The organism is Paenibacillus aceris (assembly GCF_017874035.1).
Classification (GTDB): Bacteria; Bacillota; Bacilli; order Paenibacillales; family NBRC-103111; genus Paenibacillus_E; species Paenibacillus_E aceris.
This window is the reverse complement of record NZ_JAGGKV010000025.1, coordinates 81,719-100,265: the sequence shown is the minus strand read 5'-3', so window position 1 is coordinate 100,265 and position 18,547 is coordinate 81,719. Positions and strand designations below refer to the sequence as shown.

Below are 18,547 nucleotides of genomic sequence, written 5' to 3'. Positions count from 1 at the left end.
TATTAGGCACGCCGCCAGCGTTCGTCCTGAGCCAGGATCAAACTCTCCATAATAGAAAAGCTTAATTGTACTCATTGACTTGCTAGCGAGATTTTACAATCTCATTTATAGTCGATTGCTCGACTGTGCTTTACTCACTCGTTGTTCAGTTTTCAAAGATCAATTTCTCTCTCATTCCGTACCACTCTCGCGGCCGGAATTACAATATAGCACATTCAACCAACCAGACGCAAGCTTTATTTTTTACATTTTTCGATGAAATTTTCAGCTCGTCTTGGCCGGAATGACAATATACCATGGTGGCAGAAATAATGCAACACTTTTCTACATTTTTTTCAGATGGTTCGGTTAAGCATTTTATTATGAATGTCCTCGATTAAGCATTTCTTCAACCAATTCCTGTTCGAAACGCTCTTTCAGTGCATCATTGCTAGGTGCAACTGCTAAGCCGATCTCTTTGTATTCGCGGATCATATTTTGAATAGCCTCCAAGTTGCCCCCCTGGGCGAAATGATCCGTTTGCTCAATAACATGATACGCCATAGCTTGGTAAGCATCGGTAAAGCTTTGCTCCATATTGGCAGACCCTCTATAGTCGGCGTAATACCTTTTGAATGTTTCCATAAGTGTTTCGTTCATATCAATACCACTCCTTTCAAGATAAAGAACAGTTTCCCACAAGAAACGGAAGTTTATACGGCATAAAACACAACAGCCCCTCGCTATAAAAAGCGAGGAGCCTGTTATGTTGTATTTAACCTTCGTCTATCTCTCTAAGAGTTCTTTATTACCTTACATCATTTATTTTACATCAATAGATGTAACAACTTGGTTTTGACCTTTAAGCTCTACAACATGACCTTGTGTAAATGAACCAAGGTTGCCTGTCAAAGCTACGTTAGCTGCTACGTTGTAAACCGTAGTTTGGTTAACGTTATTGATATTTTGAGTGATGGAAATCGTTGTGATTTTACCATTGGCATCAACGGTTGTTCCGTTCAATGTACCTACTACATCAAAAGATTGGTTCACTTGCGCCAATTTCGTAACTTCTACGAATACAACTTGATTATTGAAAGAACGAACTTTTACTTCGTCTCCAACTTGAATATCGGAAGCAGCAACTTTCACGCCGTTACGCAAAATGAATGCATCCGGGTGCAGAACATAGTTTGTTGTAACTCCCGCTTTAGTTACCGGAAGCACGTTATTGTAAACTGCTGCGTTCACAGTTCCAGCTACGTTGTTTTCTTCATCAGGCATTTGCCCGCCAGTACGATCCAACAAAGCTGCCAATTGGGCACGTGTTACGTTTTGGTTTGGTCTGAATGTGTTATCTTCGAATCCGTCAACTAGACCTTTTTCGATAGCTACAGCTACATAGCCAACAGATCCAGCAGGGATTTGTTTTGCATCTTTGAAAGTAAGTGCTGTGTTCATTTTTGCTTTAGCTTCGGACTCAAGTTTCAGAGCTTTCACTAGAAGCGTAGTTGCCCATAGGCGGTCAGCTTCTTTATTCGGTTGAACGGAGTCATCGCTCTCAGTGAAAAGGTCGTTTTCAAGTGCTACAGCTACGTATCCTACTGCCCAAGCAGGGATTTTATCAGCATCTTTGAAGTTTAATTTTGTTGCCATTTCAGTAGCGGATTCCGCTTGATCACGCAGACCCATCAATCTTACAGCGGCTGTAATCGCTTCAATACGGGAAACGGATTTGTCCGGTTTGAACGTACCGTCTTCGTAGCCTTCGAATACTTGTTTGGATGCCAAGCTAGCTATGTAACGCATTGCCCATTGAGCGCCTTTGAGGTCGTCAAAGTTAATGCGGATTTGAATGTTGCCGCTAATGTTACCCTTGTTGTTTTTACCATTATTATAAAAGCTATTATAGCTATTGTTTCCTTTGCCGTGGTCATCACGGTCATTTCCTTTGGCAAACGCTGCAGAAGCGCCTCCCATTACCATTGTTAATACTAGTCCAGTTGCTACAGCTTTTTTCATTAAATTCTTTTTCATATCAAGTTCCCTCTCCCTTATTCATATGATTGGTATAAATAATGTGGAGCCTTCGCGAAGGGTTCCTGGTTATGTTACAAGGATTCGCCCTTGAGGAAATGTTTAGGGGGGTCGTACTTGGAATCTTTTAAAATATCGATTTGTCGAGTCTGTTAAATCCCCTATGAAACTGCTAAACTAAACGAGATATAAGACTATCACTAAAGGAGCTCATACATGCGTTTACGAAAATCAAGAGTTCAACTCGTCATTGCTCTTGTCGTTATCCTTATTGTTTTGTCAGTCTTCACTTTCGGCAAATTCGGACATAAACAAGCAATAGAGGAACCTGCTGATCTTACAGCACCAACTATCACGCATCAAGATCCTCCCCCTGCTAGCGTAGCGCCCTCGGCTCCAGCGGCAGGAATCAGTAATGAAAATTTAAACACGTATCCATCGGAGCAATTTGACGTAGTTGTAATCGGCAGTGAGCTAGAAGGTCTGTATTTAGCCCGGGCGGCGGCAGATGAAGGCTTGAAGGTTAAGGTTCTTGATCCTCATAAGGCTTTTGGGGGTCAAATTCTTCAGAGTCAAATGCTCTTTCTGGACGAAACACGCGACGATCAAGGTCATTTACTCGTACAAGGCCGTGTTAAAGAATTATTCGACGGTTTCCGTAATGCCAAGATTCGCAAGCTTTCCGAGTTTACTTCCTATATGAATAAATTGATCCTAAATATCCCTGTTGAATCCGGGGTCACCATGAATGAAATTGAGCAACTCAAAACGCCTGACAACATGCACAAAGTTGCTTCTATTGTGTATACAACAGCTCAAAATGAGAAGAAGAAGATTACAGCGAGCTACTGGGTCGATAATAGCGATTACGCTGCGCTCATCTCTCGACTTGATGCCAAAAGATTGCCAGGACTTGAGAAATTTTATGGACAAAAAGAGATCGAATATATGAGTGCCGGCATGATGATGAAGTTCAAGCATGTCGATTGGAAAAAGTTCAATACAACTTTCAACGCGCTAAAACCCGATGAAAAATCCAAACAATTCGGCGGCGGCTATGTCAGCGACAGCTTTGCAATCGGACTAAGCGGAATGACGAAAGCTTATCATCCTTCTAATGACCGCTTATTTTTAAGAGGATTAAATGCCGTGAATCAAAGGGATGGGGAAGTTTTGATTAACGCCCTTCTGGTGTATACGGTTGACCCGTCCAAACCAGAATCCATCCAGGAGGCTGTTACATTGGGCAATAAAGAAACGGCGTCCATTCTGGGGCATTTCCGAAAAACATTGCCGGGCTGGGAGCATGCCGAGCTTGGCGAACTGCCGACTTATCCTTATGTACGGGAATATAATCATTACGAAATGGATTATGTATTAAAACCGTCCGATCTCCTTTCGGGCACGATGTTCTGGGATAATGTCAGCATCGGCGGTTATCCGCTTGATTTACAGGGCACGAGCGCCAACAAGTGGGGAATTGAAATGGGACGTCCCGATAAATACGGCATGCCACTGCGCAGCTTTTTGCTGAAAAACTATGAAAATGTCATTGCGGCTGGAAAAAATGTGGGCTCTTCGGCGATTGCTTATGGCAGCACAAGAATTCAACCGAATACGAGTCTGGCAGCTGAATCGATCGGCGTCATTCTGGGTCAAGTTCATGGCAAGCAAAAGCTTAGAGAGATTACACCGGATGAAATGGCCAAGCTGCAGCAATATTTAGCTGCCCATTACCAAATCAAGTTGACGGGAATAACCGGCACGAACAAAATTAGCGGTTGGAATGAAGAAGAAATTAGAAAGCTCGATAGCGGAGAAATTACGTATCCCAGCTATGTGCAGACCCGTAAAAAAACAGCTGTAAAATAACGAAAGACCGTACATTCGTTCTTAGACGATTGTGCGGTTTTTTTTACGAAATTTTAATGAATGGATGGTTGAAAAAAAGAAACTGCAGTCATATAATAATGATAATACTTAAAAACACTTATATTCACTTAAGCGAAGGGAGTGAAAATCAATTGTTTCAAGAAGAGAGACTCATTTCAATTATTGATTACTTAAAATCGAATAAGCGCATTACGGTTGATGTGATTTGTGAGCTCTACGATGTTTCCCGGGATACGGCGAGGCGTGACATGGTGAAGCTTGAGGAGCAAGGACGCATTGTGCGAACACGCGGCGGCGCTATCCTTCCCACTCTATCCAAAGAAGTAGGCAACTATGAGCAAAGACTGCAAGCCGAGTCCTCCTCGAAGCTAACCATCGGCAAGGCTGCCGCAGGGCTCATACAGGATGGGGACTATATTATGATGGATGCTTCCACCACAGTTCTTCATGCTGCAACCGCACTAAGCTCTAAGAACAATGTAGTGGTGACAAGCTCCATAGAAATTGCTGCTATCTTAACCCGTAAGGATCAGACGACGATCCATATTCTTGGCGGTGTCTTGGACAACAAACACCATAGCGTATACGGAGCAAAAGCAATTGAAATGTTAAATGATTACCACGTCGATAAGCTATTGATCGGGACCTGTGGAATTACGGAAGAGGGCCTGTCGGCGCCTAACGAAGAGGATAGTTATCTAGTTCGCGCCATGATGCAGCATGCTGATCAGGTCATTGTTTTAGCCGATCACTCCAAGTTTGGTAAAAGGCTTTTTCATCGTGTGGTAGGTTTCGATAGCATCGATATTCTCGTTACGGATCAGGCGTTAAGCCCGGAAATGAAAGAAAAATTACTTGCAAGCGAAGTTGAAATCGTTTATGCAGAAGGAGATGACTTACATGATTAAGCTTATCGTAAGTGATTTGGATGGCACATTGCTCGATCATAGCAAGAAGGTTAGCGCACGAGAACAAGCCGCCCTCAAAAGAGTAAAAGAAGCCGATATGATACTCTGTCTGGCATCAGGAAGAATGAATGTAGAGATGCAGCAAGTCTTAGAGGAAATTGGGCATCGAGCTTATTCCTTATCACAAAATGGCGCATTCATCCATCTGGAGGACGGTACGTTTTTGAAATCCGAGCTTTTCGATCCTGAAGTATCTTTTCAAGTGTACCAATTGCTGAAAGATTTTGATCTCGTCAAGCTGGTTTGCTCGGGGGAAGCGAATTATATCACGCATCTGACACCTGCCTCCGACGACGTTCAGTCACGAACATTCCGGCCTTTTATTTTGAAAGAGGACTTGGAACAGTCATTAAGAGGCGAACTATCCGTTTGTAAATTCTCTTTGTTTGGTGATATCCATGTACTCTTAAAGCTTAAGGCACTAATGGAGGAAAAGCTCGGCGATCAAGTCGAACTGTTCATCTCCGACAAGGATTGCTTGGACATTATGCCGCTCCAAGTTTCCAAAGGCAACTCGCTGCTTGTGCTTATTGAGAAATTGGGCCTACAACCTGAAGAAATCGCATGTATCGGAGATTCCTTCAATGATATCTCCATGTTCGGCGTAACTCCCCATAGCTTTGCAATGAAAGGCGCTCACCCGGATGTCAAACAACGAGCAACTTATCACGTCGAGTCTGTAGCTGAAGCGATTAATCATGTATTTGCCTATAACGAGAAATATGCAGCCGAGCAAAAAGGATACACAATTTTATGAAAAGATTGCTCATCATGGGCTGCTTGTCCTACTTATTAACAGGCTGTACTCACGTTATTTTTGGCGCTGTTTTGCCTGAATTACTTGCACACTATGGACGGAGCTACAGCGACGGGGGTCTGCTGGTGTTCCTGGAGTTCGGCGGATTCCTTCTTGGTGTGCTAAGCATGCCCTCACTCAGCCGTCGCATCAGCCGGCGAAGCACGATAATTACGGCTTTTGGGCTGCTCTTTATAGCCATGATCGCCATCGTGATGCTGCCTCCTTGGCCTCTCGCGGTGTGTCTGTCATTCTTAGCAGGTGTGGCTTTCGGGCTCGTTGAAGCGAGCATTTCTACTTTTGTTTTAATGGCAGCGAAGGATAAGCAAGCTTCTGCCTTCAGTACGCTTGAAGTTTTCTTCGGTCTTGGCGCATTAATTATGCCAATTGTTTCGAGTTTCCTGATTGCCAACGGGCTATGGAAATATGGCTTTATGCTGCTGGGACTAAGCGCTCTAGCCACAGGCTTCATTTGGTCGAAGCTTTCCTTAGGGGAGCACGACGAATTGTTGGCTCACAAAGCAGACCGGACGCAGCAAGATAATAAGCCTCCGGCTCTGACGAAAAGCTCCTTAACTTTCCTTATCCTATTCATGCTTGTTTTCTTCATTTACGTAGGGATGGAAAATACGATTGTTAATTTCCTGCCTTCGATCTTTATCGATCAAATGCACACATCAAGCTCTGTTTCCACTTTGGCGGTAACGGCTTACTGGATTGCTATGGTAGTAGGGCGTCTATTCGCCGGCGTTCTTGCCGAGAAAATGACCTATTTCCGCTACTTGGCCGTCTCTTTTGGCGGCAGCTTGATTACTGTTTTTTTGTGGTTGTTCAGCACTCAGCTGTGGAGCAGCTTCGCTATCGTTCTTCTGCTTGGCCTCTTCATGTCAGGAATGTTCGCTGTCGCTCTAATCTATGCGAATCAACTGCTCCCTGGACGTACGGAGCAAACAACAAGCACGCTTATTGCAGCTGGCGGTTTAGGCGGATCCGTCCTTCCGCTGGGCGTTGGCTGGGGGATGGATAAATTTCAAGTTGGCGTGTCGATTTGGTTTGTGTTAGCTGGCATGTGTGTGGTGTTCGGGATTGTTGTCTATTCTCGCAGGTGGAAGGTGCAAGCTGCGAGTAAAAGGGCACAGGAGTCCGCGATTGTAACATAGCAGACGCTGTTTATAGAAAAAGGACAACCCGTCCATCGGGTTGTCCTTTTTTTGCTCAGCCACCTTATTACCGCAGCGCCTTCAATTGTATATAGACCGCTTTCTCCTCGAACCGCACATCCTTCACACCAATAAGCAGCGGCAAGTGATCTTCGATTGAAAGCTCAATTGGAGCCAGCTGAAGCCATTCTTTTGGTAACTGCATGCCTTTGATCATCGTGCTTTGATGTTGAATAACCACATTCGGCGGATCCCATGCTAGGGTAAAAAGCAATTGGGCACCCACAGGCACTTTGTCCTGCCACCTGACATTTACGTCAGCTACAAGGTCTGCCCCCTGAAGTGTGAGCTTGGCCCCTTCGATTCGAACACCATTAGGCAAAGTCTGATGGGCGGCCAACTGCTTTTTGACAAGATTGTTTAAATCTTGCTCGCTTACCTGCACCTCCAGCTTCCTGTTCTTGACAATGTCTGCGACTTTACTGGCGATCGAGATTTCTTCATAGTTCAGGTCTAGATCCTCAGTAGGTTTGATGTGCCGGATGATCATCGCCGCGGCGGCCGTAAGAATGACGATAACCGCAATGGCGAAAACAAATAACTTTTTCAGCACGCTTCACACCCCGCAGAAGACAGATTTGACGAGCTGTACCGAACCGTAATCGGCTACTCTTTGTTCTGCTGCTTTTCCTTAAGCCAGCGAGGAGCGCCCTTGCTCTTGCGATCTCGCTCGCGCTGGGCTTTACTCACGGCCTTGCCGCCGGCGGCCGTGTGCTTCGGCGCTGCCGGCTTCGCCGGGGCAGCGCTAACCTCGCGCGCGTCCATCGACGCAGCGCTGGTGCGTACAGCTGCCGCTTCCCTCGGGCGCGCAGCTTCACGGCGGCTGCGCATAGCAGCCGCACTACGATCCTGGGCCGGATCGACGAGCCGGCCCTCGTACATCGCCTTCGGCGCGATCGTGATACCGAGCTGTTTCTCGAATTTATCGAGAATGAACTGCTCCTTCGGTGTCACGATGGAAATGGTCGTGCCCTCGCGGCCCATTCGACCGGTCCGGCCTACGCGGTGGAGATAGTACTCCGCGTTAGTGGCAGGATCCAAATGGAAGACATGCGTAACCCCTTCAATGTCCAATCCTCTTGCAGCAACGTCCGTCGCCAGCAGCAATTGGAATTTCCCATCGCGGAAACTCCCCATCACTTTGGCCCGGTCCTGTTTGCTCGCTTCTCCGTATAAAGCTTCTATAGACAATCCAACATATTGAAGCTTAGCTACAACTTGAGCGATATCGTCCGTAACATTGATAAAGACAATTGCAGATTTGGGCTTAATTAAACGCACAAGTCTTCGAAGTGTATCAATCTTTTCACGTTCCTGGCATACCACATACAGATGTTCCAAGGTTTCCGCAGTGCGCTGGCTTGGATTGATTTTAATAATAACAGGCTCCTTCAGCCATCTGCCTGCCGCTTGCTCTGTACTTTGCGGAATTGTCGCAGACACGAATACTTTTTGACTGGACTTCAGCATCCCTTTTAGGACGGCTTCAACATCCTGCATAGAACCTAACTCGAACACTTGATCCACTTCATCGATAACGCCGATTTTCACATGGTGCAACGTCAGCTTTTTTATTTTCATTAGCTCAAGCAAACGCCCAGGTGTTCCCACAACGATATGAGGATGCAGTCGAAGCTTTTCGACCTGTCTGACCACAGCCGCTCCGCCAATCAAAGATTGCGAACGAATTGGGCCGCCGGCCGTTAATTTTTCAATTTCCTGCATGATTTGCATCCCCAGCTCCCTTGTAGGGACAACAACAAGAACCTGCAGCTGTTTCTGTGTTGGATCAATTTGTTCCAGAGCCGGCAGTAAATACGCTAACGTTTTGCCTGTGCCTGTTTGGGACTGAATGATCGCATCGCTACCTTGTTTTAAAACAGGGATCGCTTCTGTCTGAATCGGCGTTGGCTCTCCAATGCCCAGTTCTTTCAATTTATCTAAATACGTTTGTGCAATTTGCAGCTGTTCAAAGCTTGTACTCAATGGACGTAAACCCCTTTTCTCATTCAACCTAATGACCCTATTATATGCCACGCCTTATATCGATACAAATCGGAACTTGGAAAAACACCGCTAAACGGACAATATCTTTCTCCATATAAGCAGAAATAAGAGTCCGCATGGACTCTTATTTGCCTGTTCCCCACTCTTCTAACAGCTTCTGCTTGATCACGTCTCTTGCCCGGAACAAACGCTGACGTACAACACCCTCTGTAACCCCGAGCTCCATCGCCATATCCTTGTAAGATAAATTATGTATCCATTTCATCGCAATAATTTGCCGGTAGGACGGTGTTAATTGGTTGATATAAGAGATGATGGCTTCGCGCATAAGCTTCAGCTCGACCTCTTGATCCAGAGTACCCAAATAATCCGAGGTTGGCGCCGTTTCCTTTATACACAGCATGAGCTCAGTTTCTAATTCATCCCGGTTGCGTTTGTGCTTCCGGAGGTGATTCAGCGTTACATTCCGGGTCAACTTCTTAACCCAGCTTTCATATTTATCTATATCTTGAAGCAGCGGCGCCTTGTGCACAGCCCGAAGAAAAGACTCTTGAATGATATCCTCTACAGCCGCATGATCCCTAAGAATAAAATAAATCATCGGATAGACGAGGAGATAGAACTCATGATATATCTGTTCCTGCACGCTCTTCTCTAAGTTATAGAAATCACTGCTAAATAACAGTCTGAGAGACTTCGAAATCAACGCCCCCTAGCCAACCAGGTAAAAACAATCTCTATTTCATACCCTTATTTTAGGGCAAAGCTAGGGAGTAAACAACAATAAAAACAAAGTATTATGGTAATATAATCCACTTAGTACTTATGTTGGTTTTTTTCTCGTAGCCAGGCAAATACATCATCAAGCGCCTTCTCATCTTCTTTCCGGGGAAAGCGGTGATCTAGTCCTGTGAATAAGGCCATCGTGTAAGCTTTTCCTGCTCTTTCCAAGGATTCAGCCAATTTTTTGGCATGACCGATATCGACTTGCGAGTCATGAGTACCATGAATGATATAAATGGATGTGTCGACCTCGTGAACCCATGACGCCGGGGACCGATCTTGATAAGCTTCCACTTGTTTCTTCGGGTGCCCGACTACGCGCTTTAACATCCGCCGCAAATCCACTCGCTGCTCGTACGTATCGAACATGTCACTCACTCCTCCCCAAACAACAACAGGGCCAACCCCGCTGCACTCTCTAGCCGCGCGCATCGCCATAACGGCCCCACGGGAAAACCCGATTAAAGATACAGGACCAGGTTGTACTTCATCTAAGGACTGTACCAATGGAATGGCATGAAATACATCGAACCTGTCTTCCCCTGCGAAATCTTCGCGCCCTTCACCGCCTTCATTTCCTCTATAATAGGGCGCAAAGACGACATAACCGCGTTTCGCCATGGAGATAATTCGCCGCTTCCGAACCATACCCACACGTTTGATTCCTCCTCTGCAGTAAATAACTGCTGGGAGTGGATTTGTTCCTTCCGGAACGGCTAAAAGTCCCTTCACCTTTAACCCCTGGCTTACATAGGTAAGAATAAATAGTGAAATATGCTTCACAAAGCAGCGAATTTGCTCTCTTGCCACTAACTGACCATCTTGCAATTGTGCTATGGACATGGGTTCCCCCTATTTTGACAGCTGTCAGATCATCATATAAACTTAAAGTGTCTTACTATTTTCCATCCGAAGGGATGAAACTATGAATACAGATTTTGAGAAAGAATTTAACGCCTTAGTGTTAAAAACCGCTGAACTCATTACGGGAGACACATCGCCTGAAATGCTTGAGAAAATAAAGATTTGGGCATTCTTTAATCACGTTCATAAATCGCTTCCCGCCTTGACTTCCCATTGGAATCAAACGCATCCGGAAAGCAAAGCCGAAGTGCGCCGCATTTTCGAAGAGATTCGTGATCTCAACCAAGCCCAGCAAGCAAAAAAACCTGAGTCGAAGTAATTTCGCTCACAGTACAAGGATAAACGATTCGTCGTCCAATTAGGACGAGCGCGTTTGTCAAGGTAGGTGCGAAGCAAAAGTATAAAACTTATACTTTCTTACTCTACTGAAAAAAGCGGAATCCCAGTCTGCAGACCGGGAGCCGCTTTATTTTTTATTTAGAATACCCGAGGCCAGCCGGTCGAAAAGCCGGGGAAACAGATGAAACAGCTTAATTCCGACGCCAGCTACAAAAGGAAGATTCTTTTCCGGTATTTTTTTCTGTACGGCATGGATTAGTTCTTTAACGACTTTCTCCGGTTTGAGCATAAACCAAGCGACATTTTTAACATAGTTCCCACTCGGGTCTGCTTTATCGAAGAATGGTGTGGAGATCGGTCCCGGGTTAATCGCCGTAACGGAAATCCCCGTTCGCATCAATTCCTGACGCAAGCTGTTCGTGAAACCAAGTACGGCATGCTTCGTTGCCGAGTAGCCCGTAGATTTGGCTGAACCGATTTTGCCCGCCATAGAAGCAATGTTCACGATATGACCACTTCCTGCCTTCAGCATATGAGGCAATACCGCTTGTGTACAACGGACGATCCCCATGTAGTTCACGTTCATCATATCTTCAAAGTGCTCAAGAGGCGCCCCTGCGAACGATTCAAATATTCCATAACCGGCATTATTGATTAAAATATCAATGCGGCCGAACTTCGCAATAACCTGGCTAACCACCTCATTGACCTGCTGCGTATTCGTTACATCTAAGGCGTAAACTGCATGTTGACCTTGTATGCCGGCTGCAATCGTTTCGAGCTTGTCTGTACTGCGGGCAGTTAGAACGGGGATCGCCCCCATTGCCGCAAATTGCTGTGCCATGACGGCGCCGATACCGCTTGAAGCCCCTGTAATCAAGACGATTTTGTTCGAGATGTTCAACGTCATTTCTCTCCTTATTTCAGCAAATTACAAAAAAAAAAGAGAACTGCTTACCGCAGTACTCCATTCATTCTAACATATGTATCCAGCATAATTATTCAAAATTCATATTACGTAATTAACACTTGAATGTCCAGCTCGCCAATGCTATCCATGATCAACGGTATAGTTAACGCTCTCTTCGGCACAAATCCTGCAGCCGTTGCAGATTGAACAAGCTTCGGAGGCGTAATATCCACCCTCACACCTTGATTAAAGAGCATCGTGCTCGCATTCCCGCTAATCATATTACCGAGCTCCGATATGGCACTCTTGCCCATATCGTCCATTTCCGTAATCACAAATCCGCCCATCATCGCAGAAACCATCTTCAGGGCGACATCTTCAGCCAACCCGAAAACAATATCGCCTTCCATTTGTCCGGTCATCCCGATTTGGATCCAAATATACTTTTCCACAAATTTGACGTCTTTGACGCCGAGCTGCCCGGTAGTTGGGCGAATGTTAGCAACCTGCTCGATGACAATTCTAGCCGACTCCAAAAAAGGATTAATGTACTCAGCCTTCATAGCTCCGCTCCGATCTCATTTGTGAATAAGTTCCACGAAAAACGACCTTTTTCAACATTATACCTAAAATACTAGGACAAGTATACTGCATTTTTTCATAAATTAGTTCCTTGTACTCACATACAGAGCTTCGTCCTGCCTTCATACTAAAATTGTCAAACATGGATTTAGAGATCTTTTTCAGCAGGAAATCCAGCCTGTAATCTGGAAGATTATATATAAATGTGTCGAATCCTGATACACTTAAAAAGTGTATGTCCCTCAAAGGAGCGCTGATAGCCCGCCATGATAAAACAGAAAACGACAAATAGCAATTATACTTTATACCAGCTTATGCTTGTATATCATATGATCGCTCTCATACTGGTCGGTGCGGATTTTTTCATTATCCATCAGATTCCTTACGTAAAGGCTCACCGTTTCATCGGTGTAACAACCGATATGATTGTATTTTGCTCAATGGTTGGATTGGCTTGGTTCGGGATTAAAAGGATAAAACGCAAAGAAGCCGCCATTCTGGAAACCGCCGAGCGCTATCAATCCTTATACGACAATCATCCGGACTCGATTATTTCATTTAGCCTCGATGGTGAAGTACTGTCAGCTAATGATGGGATCGAAAGCCTTTTGGGTCTTGGGTGCGAAAGCAGCATGCTGACTTCCTTTATCCCTATGATCAGCCCGCCAGATTTGCTCAAGGCTTTACATCATTTCCAAGTGGCCTCTGCCGGGATGCCGCAAAACTTTGAGGCCTCTTTTATCCATCAAAATGGGTTCCCTATCCCTTCTAATGTAACTTTCGTCCCGACGAAGGTCGATGGCCAGGTGGTAGGGGTTTACGCCATCTTAAAAGATCTTACGGAAGTTAAAGAACAAAAGAAGGTCATCGACAAGCTCTATAAGCAAAATCAGCTCATCCTCAACTCCGTATCAGAAGGCATTTATGGGATTGATATGAGTGGCCGCACTATTTTTTGGAATCAGGCTGCTGAAGCTATTACCGGTTGGAAAGTGGACGAAATGCTGGGCCGGCAAATTCATAATCTGATTCGGCCTGAAAAGACGGATGGAACCCCGTATTCACGCGAGGAAAGTCCCATTTTAAACACTGTGCTGAATTTGGATGATCCCATAATGAGAGAGGACCTGTTCTGGAGAAAAGATGGCACCTCTTTCCCGGTCGAATATATGTCCAGTCCCATTCTCGAGGAGAAGGGCCACATTCTGGGGACGGTTATCACATTTAAAGATATTACCGAGTTAAAAAAGACGCAGGAGCTGCTTATTAAATCAGATAAGCTGTCTGCCGTCGGCCAATTGGCTGCCGGTGTGGCGCACGAAATCCGCAATCCTTTGACAGCTCTGAAGGGATTCCTTCAATTATTGAAAACAAATAATACAAAAGAGCAGTATTACATAGAAATTATGCAAAAAGAACTGCAGCGCATTGAGTTTATTGTGAATGAGTTCCTGTTTGTATCCAAGCCTCAGGCGACGAACTTTGCCACTCGAACTATCGACGCGATTGTTATGAGCACCATTGAACTCCTTCATCCGCAAGCGCTGCTTGAAAACATTCAAATCGAAGCCGATATTGCGCCTGAGCTCCCTCCTGTTTCTTGTGACGAGCGGCAAATTAAGCAGGTTTTCATTAATATTTTGAAAAATGCGCTGGAATCTATGGAACAAGGGGGAAAAATGCGTATCCAAGCTGCAGCCGACCCTACGCAGCGAAACGTTCTCATTCGTTTCATTGATCAAGGTTGCGGTATCGCACCGGAACGGCTGCCCAAGTTGGGAGAACCCTTCTATAGCACGAAGGAAAAAGGTACTGGACTTGGTCTCATGGTTTGTTACCGCATTATTGAGGCGCATGGCGGCATGATGGAAATTCGAAGTAAACTGGAAGAAGGAACGACGGTTGAAATTACACTTCCTTCCGCACAAACAAAAGACAACGAGGGAGTGTTCGCATCATGAAAGGTTTTCTAATTGATTTGGATGGTACACTGTATCGGGGGCATGAACCGATTCCCCATGCTGATTCTTTCATTCGGTGGCTGCAGCAGCACCGCATGCCCTATTTGCTGGTGACGAACAATTCATCCCGTACGCCGGAGCAGGTTGCCGAGCATCTGCTAGAACTCGGCATCGAAGTACCGGCGGCAGCGGTCTATACCTCCTCACAGGCTGCCGCCAAGTATTTGACCGAGCAGCGCGGCGGCAGCCGCGTGCATATGGTAGGCGAAGCCGGACTGCGGATCGCCTTAGAGGCGTCCGGCTTCGCTATTGACGGGACGACGCCACCGGATTACGTCGTCCAAGGCATTGACCGCAGCTTCTCCTATGAGAAGCTGACCGAAGCGGTCCGCCACGTGAAGGCTGGCGCGACCTATGTGTTAACCAACCCCGACCGCATGCTGCCGTCGGATGGGGGGCTTATGCCAGGGGCAGGCTCCCTGGCCGCTTCGATCACCGCCGCCTCCGGCGTGGAGCCGGTGGTGATCGGGAAGCCTTCGCCGATCATCATGGCTTACGCCATAGAGCGGCTCGGTCTTCCTGCCGCCGATGTCTGGGTCATCGGCGATAACGTGTACACCGACATCCGCGGAGGCGTGGTGTCGGGGTGCCGCACGGCGCTCGTGCTGACCGGCGTCGCAACGGCGGATAACGTGCACGAGCAAGTGGCGTCGGCAGGCGTGACGCCCGACCTTGTTTGCGATGATTTGGCGCATTTCATCGCGCAATTCAGTGCTTTTGACAGGTCTTAGTTCGCTGACGTTGAAGGCTCCTATTGACTGGCCATAGGCTGAAGCCTAATGGTAAACGGAAAACTAAGTCTTGCTCCTTGTAACACATGCAACGATAATCAATGCATCCGACTTTATGCGGCTTATATTGCAAAAGCATAACTGACTTGCCCCTTTCAAAATGAAATGGGCTTTTTTTTATTTGCGCTCACGTGCTGTAACGATGAGAAACATCGTTACAGCACGTGAGCGCCGCGACGGAGCACCTGTAGCGATGAGAAACATCGTTGCAGCATGTGAGCGCCGCGGCGGAGCACCTGTAGCGATGTAAAACATCGCTACTGCACATGAGCGCCGCCGCGGAGCAACTGTAGCGATGTAAAACATCGCTGCAGCACGTGAGCGCCGCCGCAGAGCAACTGTAGCGATGTAAATCATCGCTACATGCCGAAAAAGGCCAGGCAGTCTGGCCTTCTCTCACCTGCAACGATGAGAAACATCGTTGCTGCACGTGAGCGCCGCCCCGGAGCACCTGTAGCGATGTAAAACATCGCTGCATGCCGAAAAAGGCCAGGCAGTCTGGCCTTTTCTCACCTGCAACGATGAGGAACATCGTTGCAGCACGTGAGCGCCGCCGCGGAGCACTTGTAGCGATGTAAAACATCGCTGCATGCCGAAAAAGGCCAGGCAGTCTGGCCTTTTCTCACCTGCAACGATGAGAAACATCGTTGCTGCACATGAGCGCCGCGGCGGAGCACTTGTAGCGATGTAAAACATCGCTACATGCCGAAAAAGGCCAGGCAGTCTGGCCTTCTCTCACCTGTAACGATGAAAAACATCGTTGCAGCACATGAGCACCGCGGCGGAGCAACTGTAGCGATGTAAAACATCGCTGCAGGCCGAAAAAGGTGAGGCAGTCTGGCCTTTTCTCACCTGTAACGATGAAAAACATCGTTGCTGCACGTGATCGCCGCGGCGGAGCACCTGTAGCGATGTAAAACATCGCTGCATGCCGAAAAAGGCAAGGCAGTCTGGCCTTTTCTCACCTGTAACGATGAGAAACATCGTTACTGCACGTGAACGCCGCGGCGGAGCACCTGTAGCGAAGTAAAACATCGCTGCATGCCGAAAAAGGCCAGGCAGTCTGGCCTTTTCTCACCTGTAACGATGAAAAACATCGTTACTGCACATGAGCGCCGCGGCGGAACACCTGTAGCGCTGTAAATCATCGCTCAGTCCAACCGGTCCCAGTCTACTTCCGGAGGAGAGCCTTTTTCCTGCAGACGCCCTTCTCGGGCATCCTTTTGCAGCTGCTCCAGCCATTTTAACTCACTAAAGGAGCGTTTATATGTGCCAATCATCATCTGTAAAACAACACGGGGAACCGTGTTTCGGTGCTCCTCGTAGATGCTTTTTATTCTGTTCATGATCATTTTCTCGGCTAATATTTTATTTTCAAGAATATCGGCTATTTTGGCTTGGTCACCATGCACGGAAAATGGCAGAGCGACGTATAGCGGGTGATAGTGCTTAATTTCTTCATGCAGCTGCTCGATCAGCAGCTCTTGAAATTTAAGTTTCCCGGCTTCGGTAATTTGAAAGACGGTTTTCTCCGGGCGATTGGTATCGCGCACGACTTCAAGTGCTTCCACGTGACCGTCCTTGCGCAATTGATCCATGGCATAATAGAGCGAGCCATCTTGCAGCTTCATATAATTATGCATGCCTCGTTCTTTCATCGTTTGCCGAATTTCATACGTATGCCGGTTGGCTTCCATCAAAAGACCGAGTATGACGAGCTTCATCGACATAGCGGTTAACCTCCTAGTGCCCTACAGGCGCATTCCCTTTGACAGGGGCGCTTCCCATTTCCAGCTTCGCATTCCCCATAAGCAAAATAAACGCGAGTCCGATGACAGCTAAAACAATAGTTGTTTGAAAAACAACGGCAATGGAATCTGCAAGTGCAGTCAGCAGCTTGTGCAGCACTTCAGCAGGAATATTGGCTCGAACCTGCGGCTGCAGCAATATGCGCGCATCGTGAAACTTTTCAGCCATGGCCGGATCTTGTAGGGATTCTGTAATGTTATCTCTAAGAGAGTTTACCTGAATACTACCGAACACCGCAACACCGATTGCAGAACCAACGGAACGGAAAAAGCCCACGAGTGATGTCACTGTGCCTCTGCGGCGGAAATCCACTTTATGCAAAGCGGACATGGACGTAATCGGGAAGCAAGCACCAATGCCGAGCCCCATAAGAATCATAAATGTCGTGATGACCCAGCGTTTGGAATCAATGGAGATGCCGCCTAAAAGCGATGTAGCTACTAGCAAAAGAGCAGCGGACACCAGCATCACGTTGCGGTAAGAGAATTTTCCGATAAAACGCCCGCCCAATGCGGAGCTGACAACGACACCGAGCATCATCGGCGTTAAAGTAGAGCCTGCGCTTGTAGCAGAGCCTTCAAACACACCTTGAATAAACAACGGAATATAGGTCCCCGCCGAAATCAGAACAGCCCCGTAAGCGAAGCTGACACCCATACTTGCGGTGAATAGGCGATTTTTGAACAAATCAAGCGGAACGATCGGTTCTGCTGCAAATTTCTCAATCGTGAGGAAGACGGCCAAGAGCACGGCAAAGCCTGCGAACAAGCTAATAATTTGCCAAGAACCCCAAGCATAATCTTTACCGCCAAGTTCTAGCGCAAACATGAGTGACATGATCGCTCCCGTCAGTAAAATCGTACCGCTCCAATCGATTTTGGCTTTGCTGTGCTCCACGGACTCGTGGTAAGAGAAAATAATTAATAATAAGGATACGACACCCAGTGGAAGATTAATAAAGAAAATCCATTCCCACGTAACATGATCCGTGAAATAGGCGCCAATAATCGGACCGAGCACGCTCGACAAACCGAATACGGCTCCGAAAAGCCCTTGCATTTTCCCCCGCTTCTCCGGAGGAAAAATGTCGAAGATAATGGCAAACGTAATCGGCATGAGGGCACCGCCACCGATACCTTGAATAGCACGATACACGATAAGCTGGGTCATTGATGTAGCAGTTCCGCATAGAGCGGAACCAACCATGAATACAATGATTCCTATAATAAAAAACAGCTTACGGCCATACATATCCGATAGCTTGCCGAAAATAGGCATGGCTGCCACGTTCGCAATCAAATATGCTGAGAAAACCCAAACGAACTGGCTGAAACCGCCTAGTTTGGACACAATGGTCGGCATCGCCGTAGAGACGATCGTTTGATCCAGCGAAGCCAGCAAAAGTCCTAACATCAACCCGACGACCGTCCAGGTTGGGTTTGACTTGCGTGTTAACGACATGAGATGAATCTCCTTTATCACTCAATTTTGTATACAACAATTATTATAATCAAATTTGAGTATATAGCAATAAAAAACACAGCTGGT

The 18,547-nt window shown here is 46.7% G+C and carries 19 protein-coding genes; 7 read left to right on the top strand and 12 right to left on the bottom strand.

What is annotated here, in order from left to right:
- Positions 1-360 precede the first annotated feature (360 nt).
- Together J2Z65_RS29645 and J2Z65_RS29640 are read right to left on the bottom strand one after the other, a co-directional pair.
- Positions 361-639: a hypothetical protein gene (locus tag J2Z65_RS29645; RefSeq protein WP_167068393.1), complete on the bottom strand. Its 279-nt coding sequence runs from the start codon at positions 637-639 to the stop codon at positions 361-363.
- 162 nt (positions 640-801) lie between these two features.
- Positions 802-2,016: an S-layer homology domain-containing protein gene (locus J2Z65_RS29640; protein ID WP_167068390.1), complete on the bottom strand. Its 1,215-nt coding sequence runs from the start codon at positions 2,014-2,016 to the stop codon at positions 802-804.
- 216 nt (positions 2,017-2,232) lie between these two features.
- Between J2Z65_RS29640 and J2Z65_RS29635 the strand changes: the two genes are divergently transcribed.
- The 4 genes from J2Z65_RS29635 to J2Z65_RS29620 all read left to right on the top strand — a co-directional run bounded on the left by J2Z65_RS29635 (position 2,233) and on the right by J2Z65_RS29620 (position 6,833).
- Positions 2,233-3,888 (top strand): FAD-dependent oxidoreductase, encoded by a 1,656-nt coding sequence (locus tag J2Z65_RS29635; RefSeq protein ID WP_167068387.1) that lies wholly within the window; start codon positions 2,233-2,235, stop codon positions 3,886-3,888.
- Between the two features lie 152 nt (positions 3,889-4,040).
- Positions 4,041-4,817, top strand: a complete 777-nt coding sequence (locus J2Z65_RS29630) for a DeoR/GlpR family DNA-binding transcription regulator (RefSeq protein WP_167068385.1) — start codon at positions 4,041-4,043, stop codon at positions 4,815-4,817.
- The gene (locus J2Z65_RS29625) at positions 4,810-5,634 is read left to right on the top strand and encodes an HAD family hydrolase (RefSeq protein ID WP_167068382.1); all 825 of its coding nucleotides are present in this window, start codon (positions 4,810-4,812) and stop codon (positions 5,632-5,634) included. Before J2Z65_RS29630 ends, J2Z65_RS29625 begins: the two co-directional genes overlap by 8 nt.
- Entirely contained in the window at positions 5,631-6,833 is a 1,203-nt protein-coding gene (locus tag J2Z65_RS29620) for an MFS transporter (protein ID WP_167068379.1), read from the top strand. Before J2Z65_RS29625 ends, J2Z65_RS29620 begins: the two co-directional genes overlap by 4 nt.
- Positions 6,834-6,900: 67 nt before the next feature.
- On the opposite strand, the gene J2Z65_RS29615 is transcribed toward J2Z65_RS29620, so the two are convergent.
- The 4 genes from J2Z65_RS29615 to J2Z65_RS29600 form a co-directional block, all read right to left on the bottom strand.
- Positions 6,901-7,446, bottom strand: coding sequence for a hypothetical protein (locus J2Z65_RS29615; protein ID WP_167068376.1), 546 nt, complete (start codon positions 7,444-7,446; stop codon positions 6,901-6,903).
- Between the two features lie 53 nt (positions 7,447-7,499).
- A complete protein-coding gene (locus J2Z65_RS29610) occupies positions 7,500-8,879 on the bottom strand; it encodes a DEAD/DEAH box helicase (RefSeq protein ID WP_167068373.1) in 1,380 nt (459 codons plus the stop codon).
- Positions 8,880-9,024: 145 nt separating this feature from the next.
- On the bottom strand, positions 9,025-9,606 hold the full coding sequence (locus tag J2Z65_RS29605; RefSeq protein WP_193581162.1) for an RNA polymerase sigma factor: 582 nt from the start codon (positions 9,604-9,606) through the stop codon (positions 9,025-9,027).
- Positions 9,607-9,716: 110 nt separating this feature from the next.
- Positions 9,717-10,526 (bottom strand): alpha/beta hydrolase family protein, encoded by an 810-nt coding sequence (locus J2Z65_RS29600; protein WP_167068371.1) that lies wholly within the window; start codon positions 10,524-10,526, stop codon positions 9,717-9,719.
- Between the two features lie 82 nt (positions 10,527-10,608).
- On the opposite strand from J2Z65_RS29600, the gene J2Z65_RS29595 reads away from it, so the two are divergent.
- A complete protein-coding gene (locus J2Z65_RS29595) occupies positions 10,609-10,866 on the top strand; it encodes a DUF2573 family protein (protein WP_167068368.1) in 258 nt (85 codons plus the stop codon).
- Positions 10,867-11,013: 147 nt separating this feature from the next.
- Here J2Z65_RS29595 and J2Z65_RS29590 read toward each other — a convergent pair whose 3' ends face one another.
- Positions 11,014-11,790, bottom strand: a complete 777-nt coding sequence (locus tag J2Z65_RS29590; RefSeq protein ID WP_240160077.1) for an SDR family NAD(P)-dependent oxidoreductase — start codon at positions 11,788-11,790, stop codon at positions 11,014-11,016.
- Positions 11,791-11,900: 110 nt separating this feature from the next.
- Entirely contained in the window at positions 11,901-12,359 is a 459-nt protein-coding gene (locus J2Z65_RS29585; protein ID WP_167068363.1) for a chemotaxis protein CheX, read from the bottom strand.
- Between the two features lie 285 nt (positions 12,360-12,644).
- On the opposite strand from J2Z65_RS29585, the gene J2Z65_RS29580 reads away from it, so the two are divergent.
- On the top strand, positions 12,645-14,339 hold the full coding sequence (locus J2Z65_RS29580; protein WP_167068360.1) for a PAS domain-containing sensor histidine kinase: 1,695 nt from the start codon (positions 12,645-12,647) through the stop codon (positions 14,337-14,339).
- Positions 14,336-15,130, top strand: a complete 795-nt coding sequence (locus J2Z65_RS29575; RefSeq protein ID WP_167068357.1) for a TIGR01457 family HAD-type hydrolase — start codon at positions 14,336-14,338, stop codon at positions 15,128-15,130. The genes J2Z65_RS29580 and J2Z65_RS29575 overlap by 4 nt, the downstream gene beginning before the upstream one ends.
- A 177-nt stretch (positions 15,131-15,307) precedes the next feature.
- Here the strand turns inward: J2Z65_RS29575 and J2Z65_RS29570 are convergent, their stop codons facing one another.
- The 4 genes from J2Z65_RS29570 to J2Z65_RS29555 all read right to left on the bottom strand — a co-directional run bounded on the left by J2Z65_RS29570 (position 15,308) and on the right by J2Z65_RS29555 (position 18,460).
- Positions 15,308-15,547: a hypothetical protein gene (locus J2Z65_RS29570; RefSeq protein ID WP_167068354.1), complete on the bottom strand. Its 240-nt coding sequence runs from the start codon at positions 15,545-15,547 to the stop codon at positions 15,308-15,310.
- 629 nt (positions 15,548-16,176) lie between these two features.
- Positions 16,177-16,338, bottom strand: a complete 162-nt coding sequence (locus tag J2Z65_RS29565) for a hypothetical protein (protein ID WP_209856200.1) — start codon at positions 16,336-16,338, stop codon at positions 16,177-16,179.
- 3 nt (positions 16,339-16,341) lie between these two features.
- A complete protein-coding gene (locus tag J2Z65_RS29560) occupies positions 16,342-16,920 on the bottom strand; it encodes a PadR family transcriptional regulator (RefSeq protein ID WP_167068351.1) in 579 nt (192 codons plus the stop codon).
- Positions 16,921-16,933: 13 nt separating this feature from the next.
- The gene (locus tag J2Z65_RS29555; protein WP_167068348.1) at positions 16,934-18,460 is read right to left on the bottom strand and encodes an MDR family MFS transporter; all 1,527 of its coding nucleotides are present in this window, start codon (positions 18,458-18,460) and stop codon (positions 16,934-16,936) included.
- Positions 18,461-18,547: the final 87 nt, after the last annotated feature.

Excerpts from the sequence above, each read along its gene's own strand:
- J2Z65_RS29645 (WP_167068393.1), bottom strand. The coding sequence starts at position 639 with ATGAACGAAACACTTATGGAAACATTCAAAAGGTATTACGCCGACTAT.
- J2Z65_RS29640 (WP_167068390.1), bottom strand. The coding sequence starts at position 2,016 with ATGAAAAAGAATTTAATGAAAAAAGCTGTAGCAACTGGACTAGTATTA.
- J2Z65_RS29635 (WP_167068387.1), top strand. The coding sequence starts at position 2,233 with ATGCGTTTACGAAAATCAAGAGTTCAACTCGTCATTGCTCTTGTCGTT.
- J2Z65_RS29625 (WP_167068382.1), top strand. The coding sequence starts at position 4,810 with ATGATTAAGCTTATCGTAAGTGATTTGGATGGCACATTGCTCGATCAT.
- J2Z65_RS29620 (WP_167068379.1), top strand. The coding sequence starts at position 5,631 with ATGAAAAGATTGCTCATCATGGGCTGCTTGTCCTACTTATTAACAGGC.
- J2Z65_RS29600 (WP_167068371.1), bottom strand. The coding sequence starts at position 10,526 with ATGTCCATAGCACAATTGCAAGATGGTCAGTTAGTGGCAAGAGAGCAA.
- J2Z65_RS29595 (WP_167068368.1), top strand. The coding sequence starts at position 10,609 with ATGAATACAGATTTTGAGAAAGAATTTAACGCCTTAGTGTTAAAAACC.
- J2Z65_RS29585 (WP_167068363.1), bottom strand. The coding sequence starts at position 12,359 with ATGAAGGCTGAGTACATTAATCCTTTTTTGGAGTCGGCTAGAATTGTC.
- J2Z65_RS29580 (WP_167068360.1), top strand. The coding sequence starts at position 12,645 with ATGATAAAACAGAAAACGACAAATAGCAATTATACTTTATACCAGCTT.
- J2Z65_RS29575 (WP_167068357.1), top strand. The coding sequence starts at position 14,336 with ATGAAAGGTTTTCTAATTGATTTGGATGGTACACTGTATCGGGGGCAT.
- J2Z65_RS29570 (WP_167068354.1), bottom strand. The coding sequence starts at position 15,547 with ATGATTTACATCGCTACAGTTGCTCTGCGGCGGCGCTCACGTGCTGCA.
- J2Z65_RS29565 (WP_209856200.1), bottom strand. The coding sequence starts at position 16,338 with ATGATTTACAGCGCTACAGGTGTTCCGCCGCGGCGCTCATGTGCAGTA.
- J2Z65_RS29560 (WP_167068351.1), bottom strand. The coding sequence starts at position 16,920 with ATGTCGATGAAGCTCGTCATACTCGGTCTTTTGATGGAAGCCAACCGG.
- J2Z65_RS29555 (WP_167068348.1), bottom strand. The coding sequence starts at position 18,460 with ATGTCGTTAACACGCAAGTCAAACCCAACCTGGACGGTCGTCGGGTTG.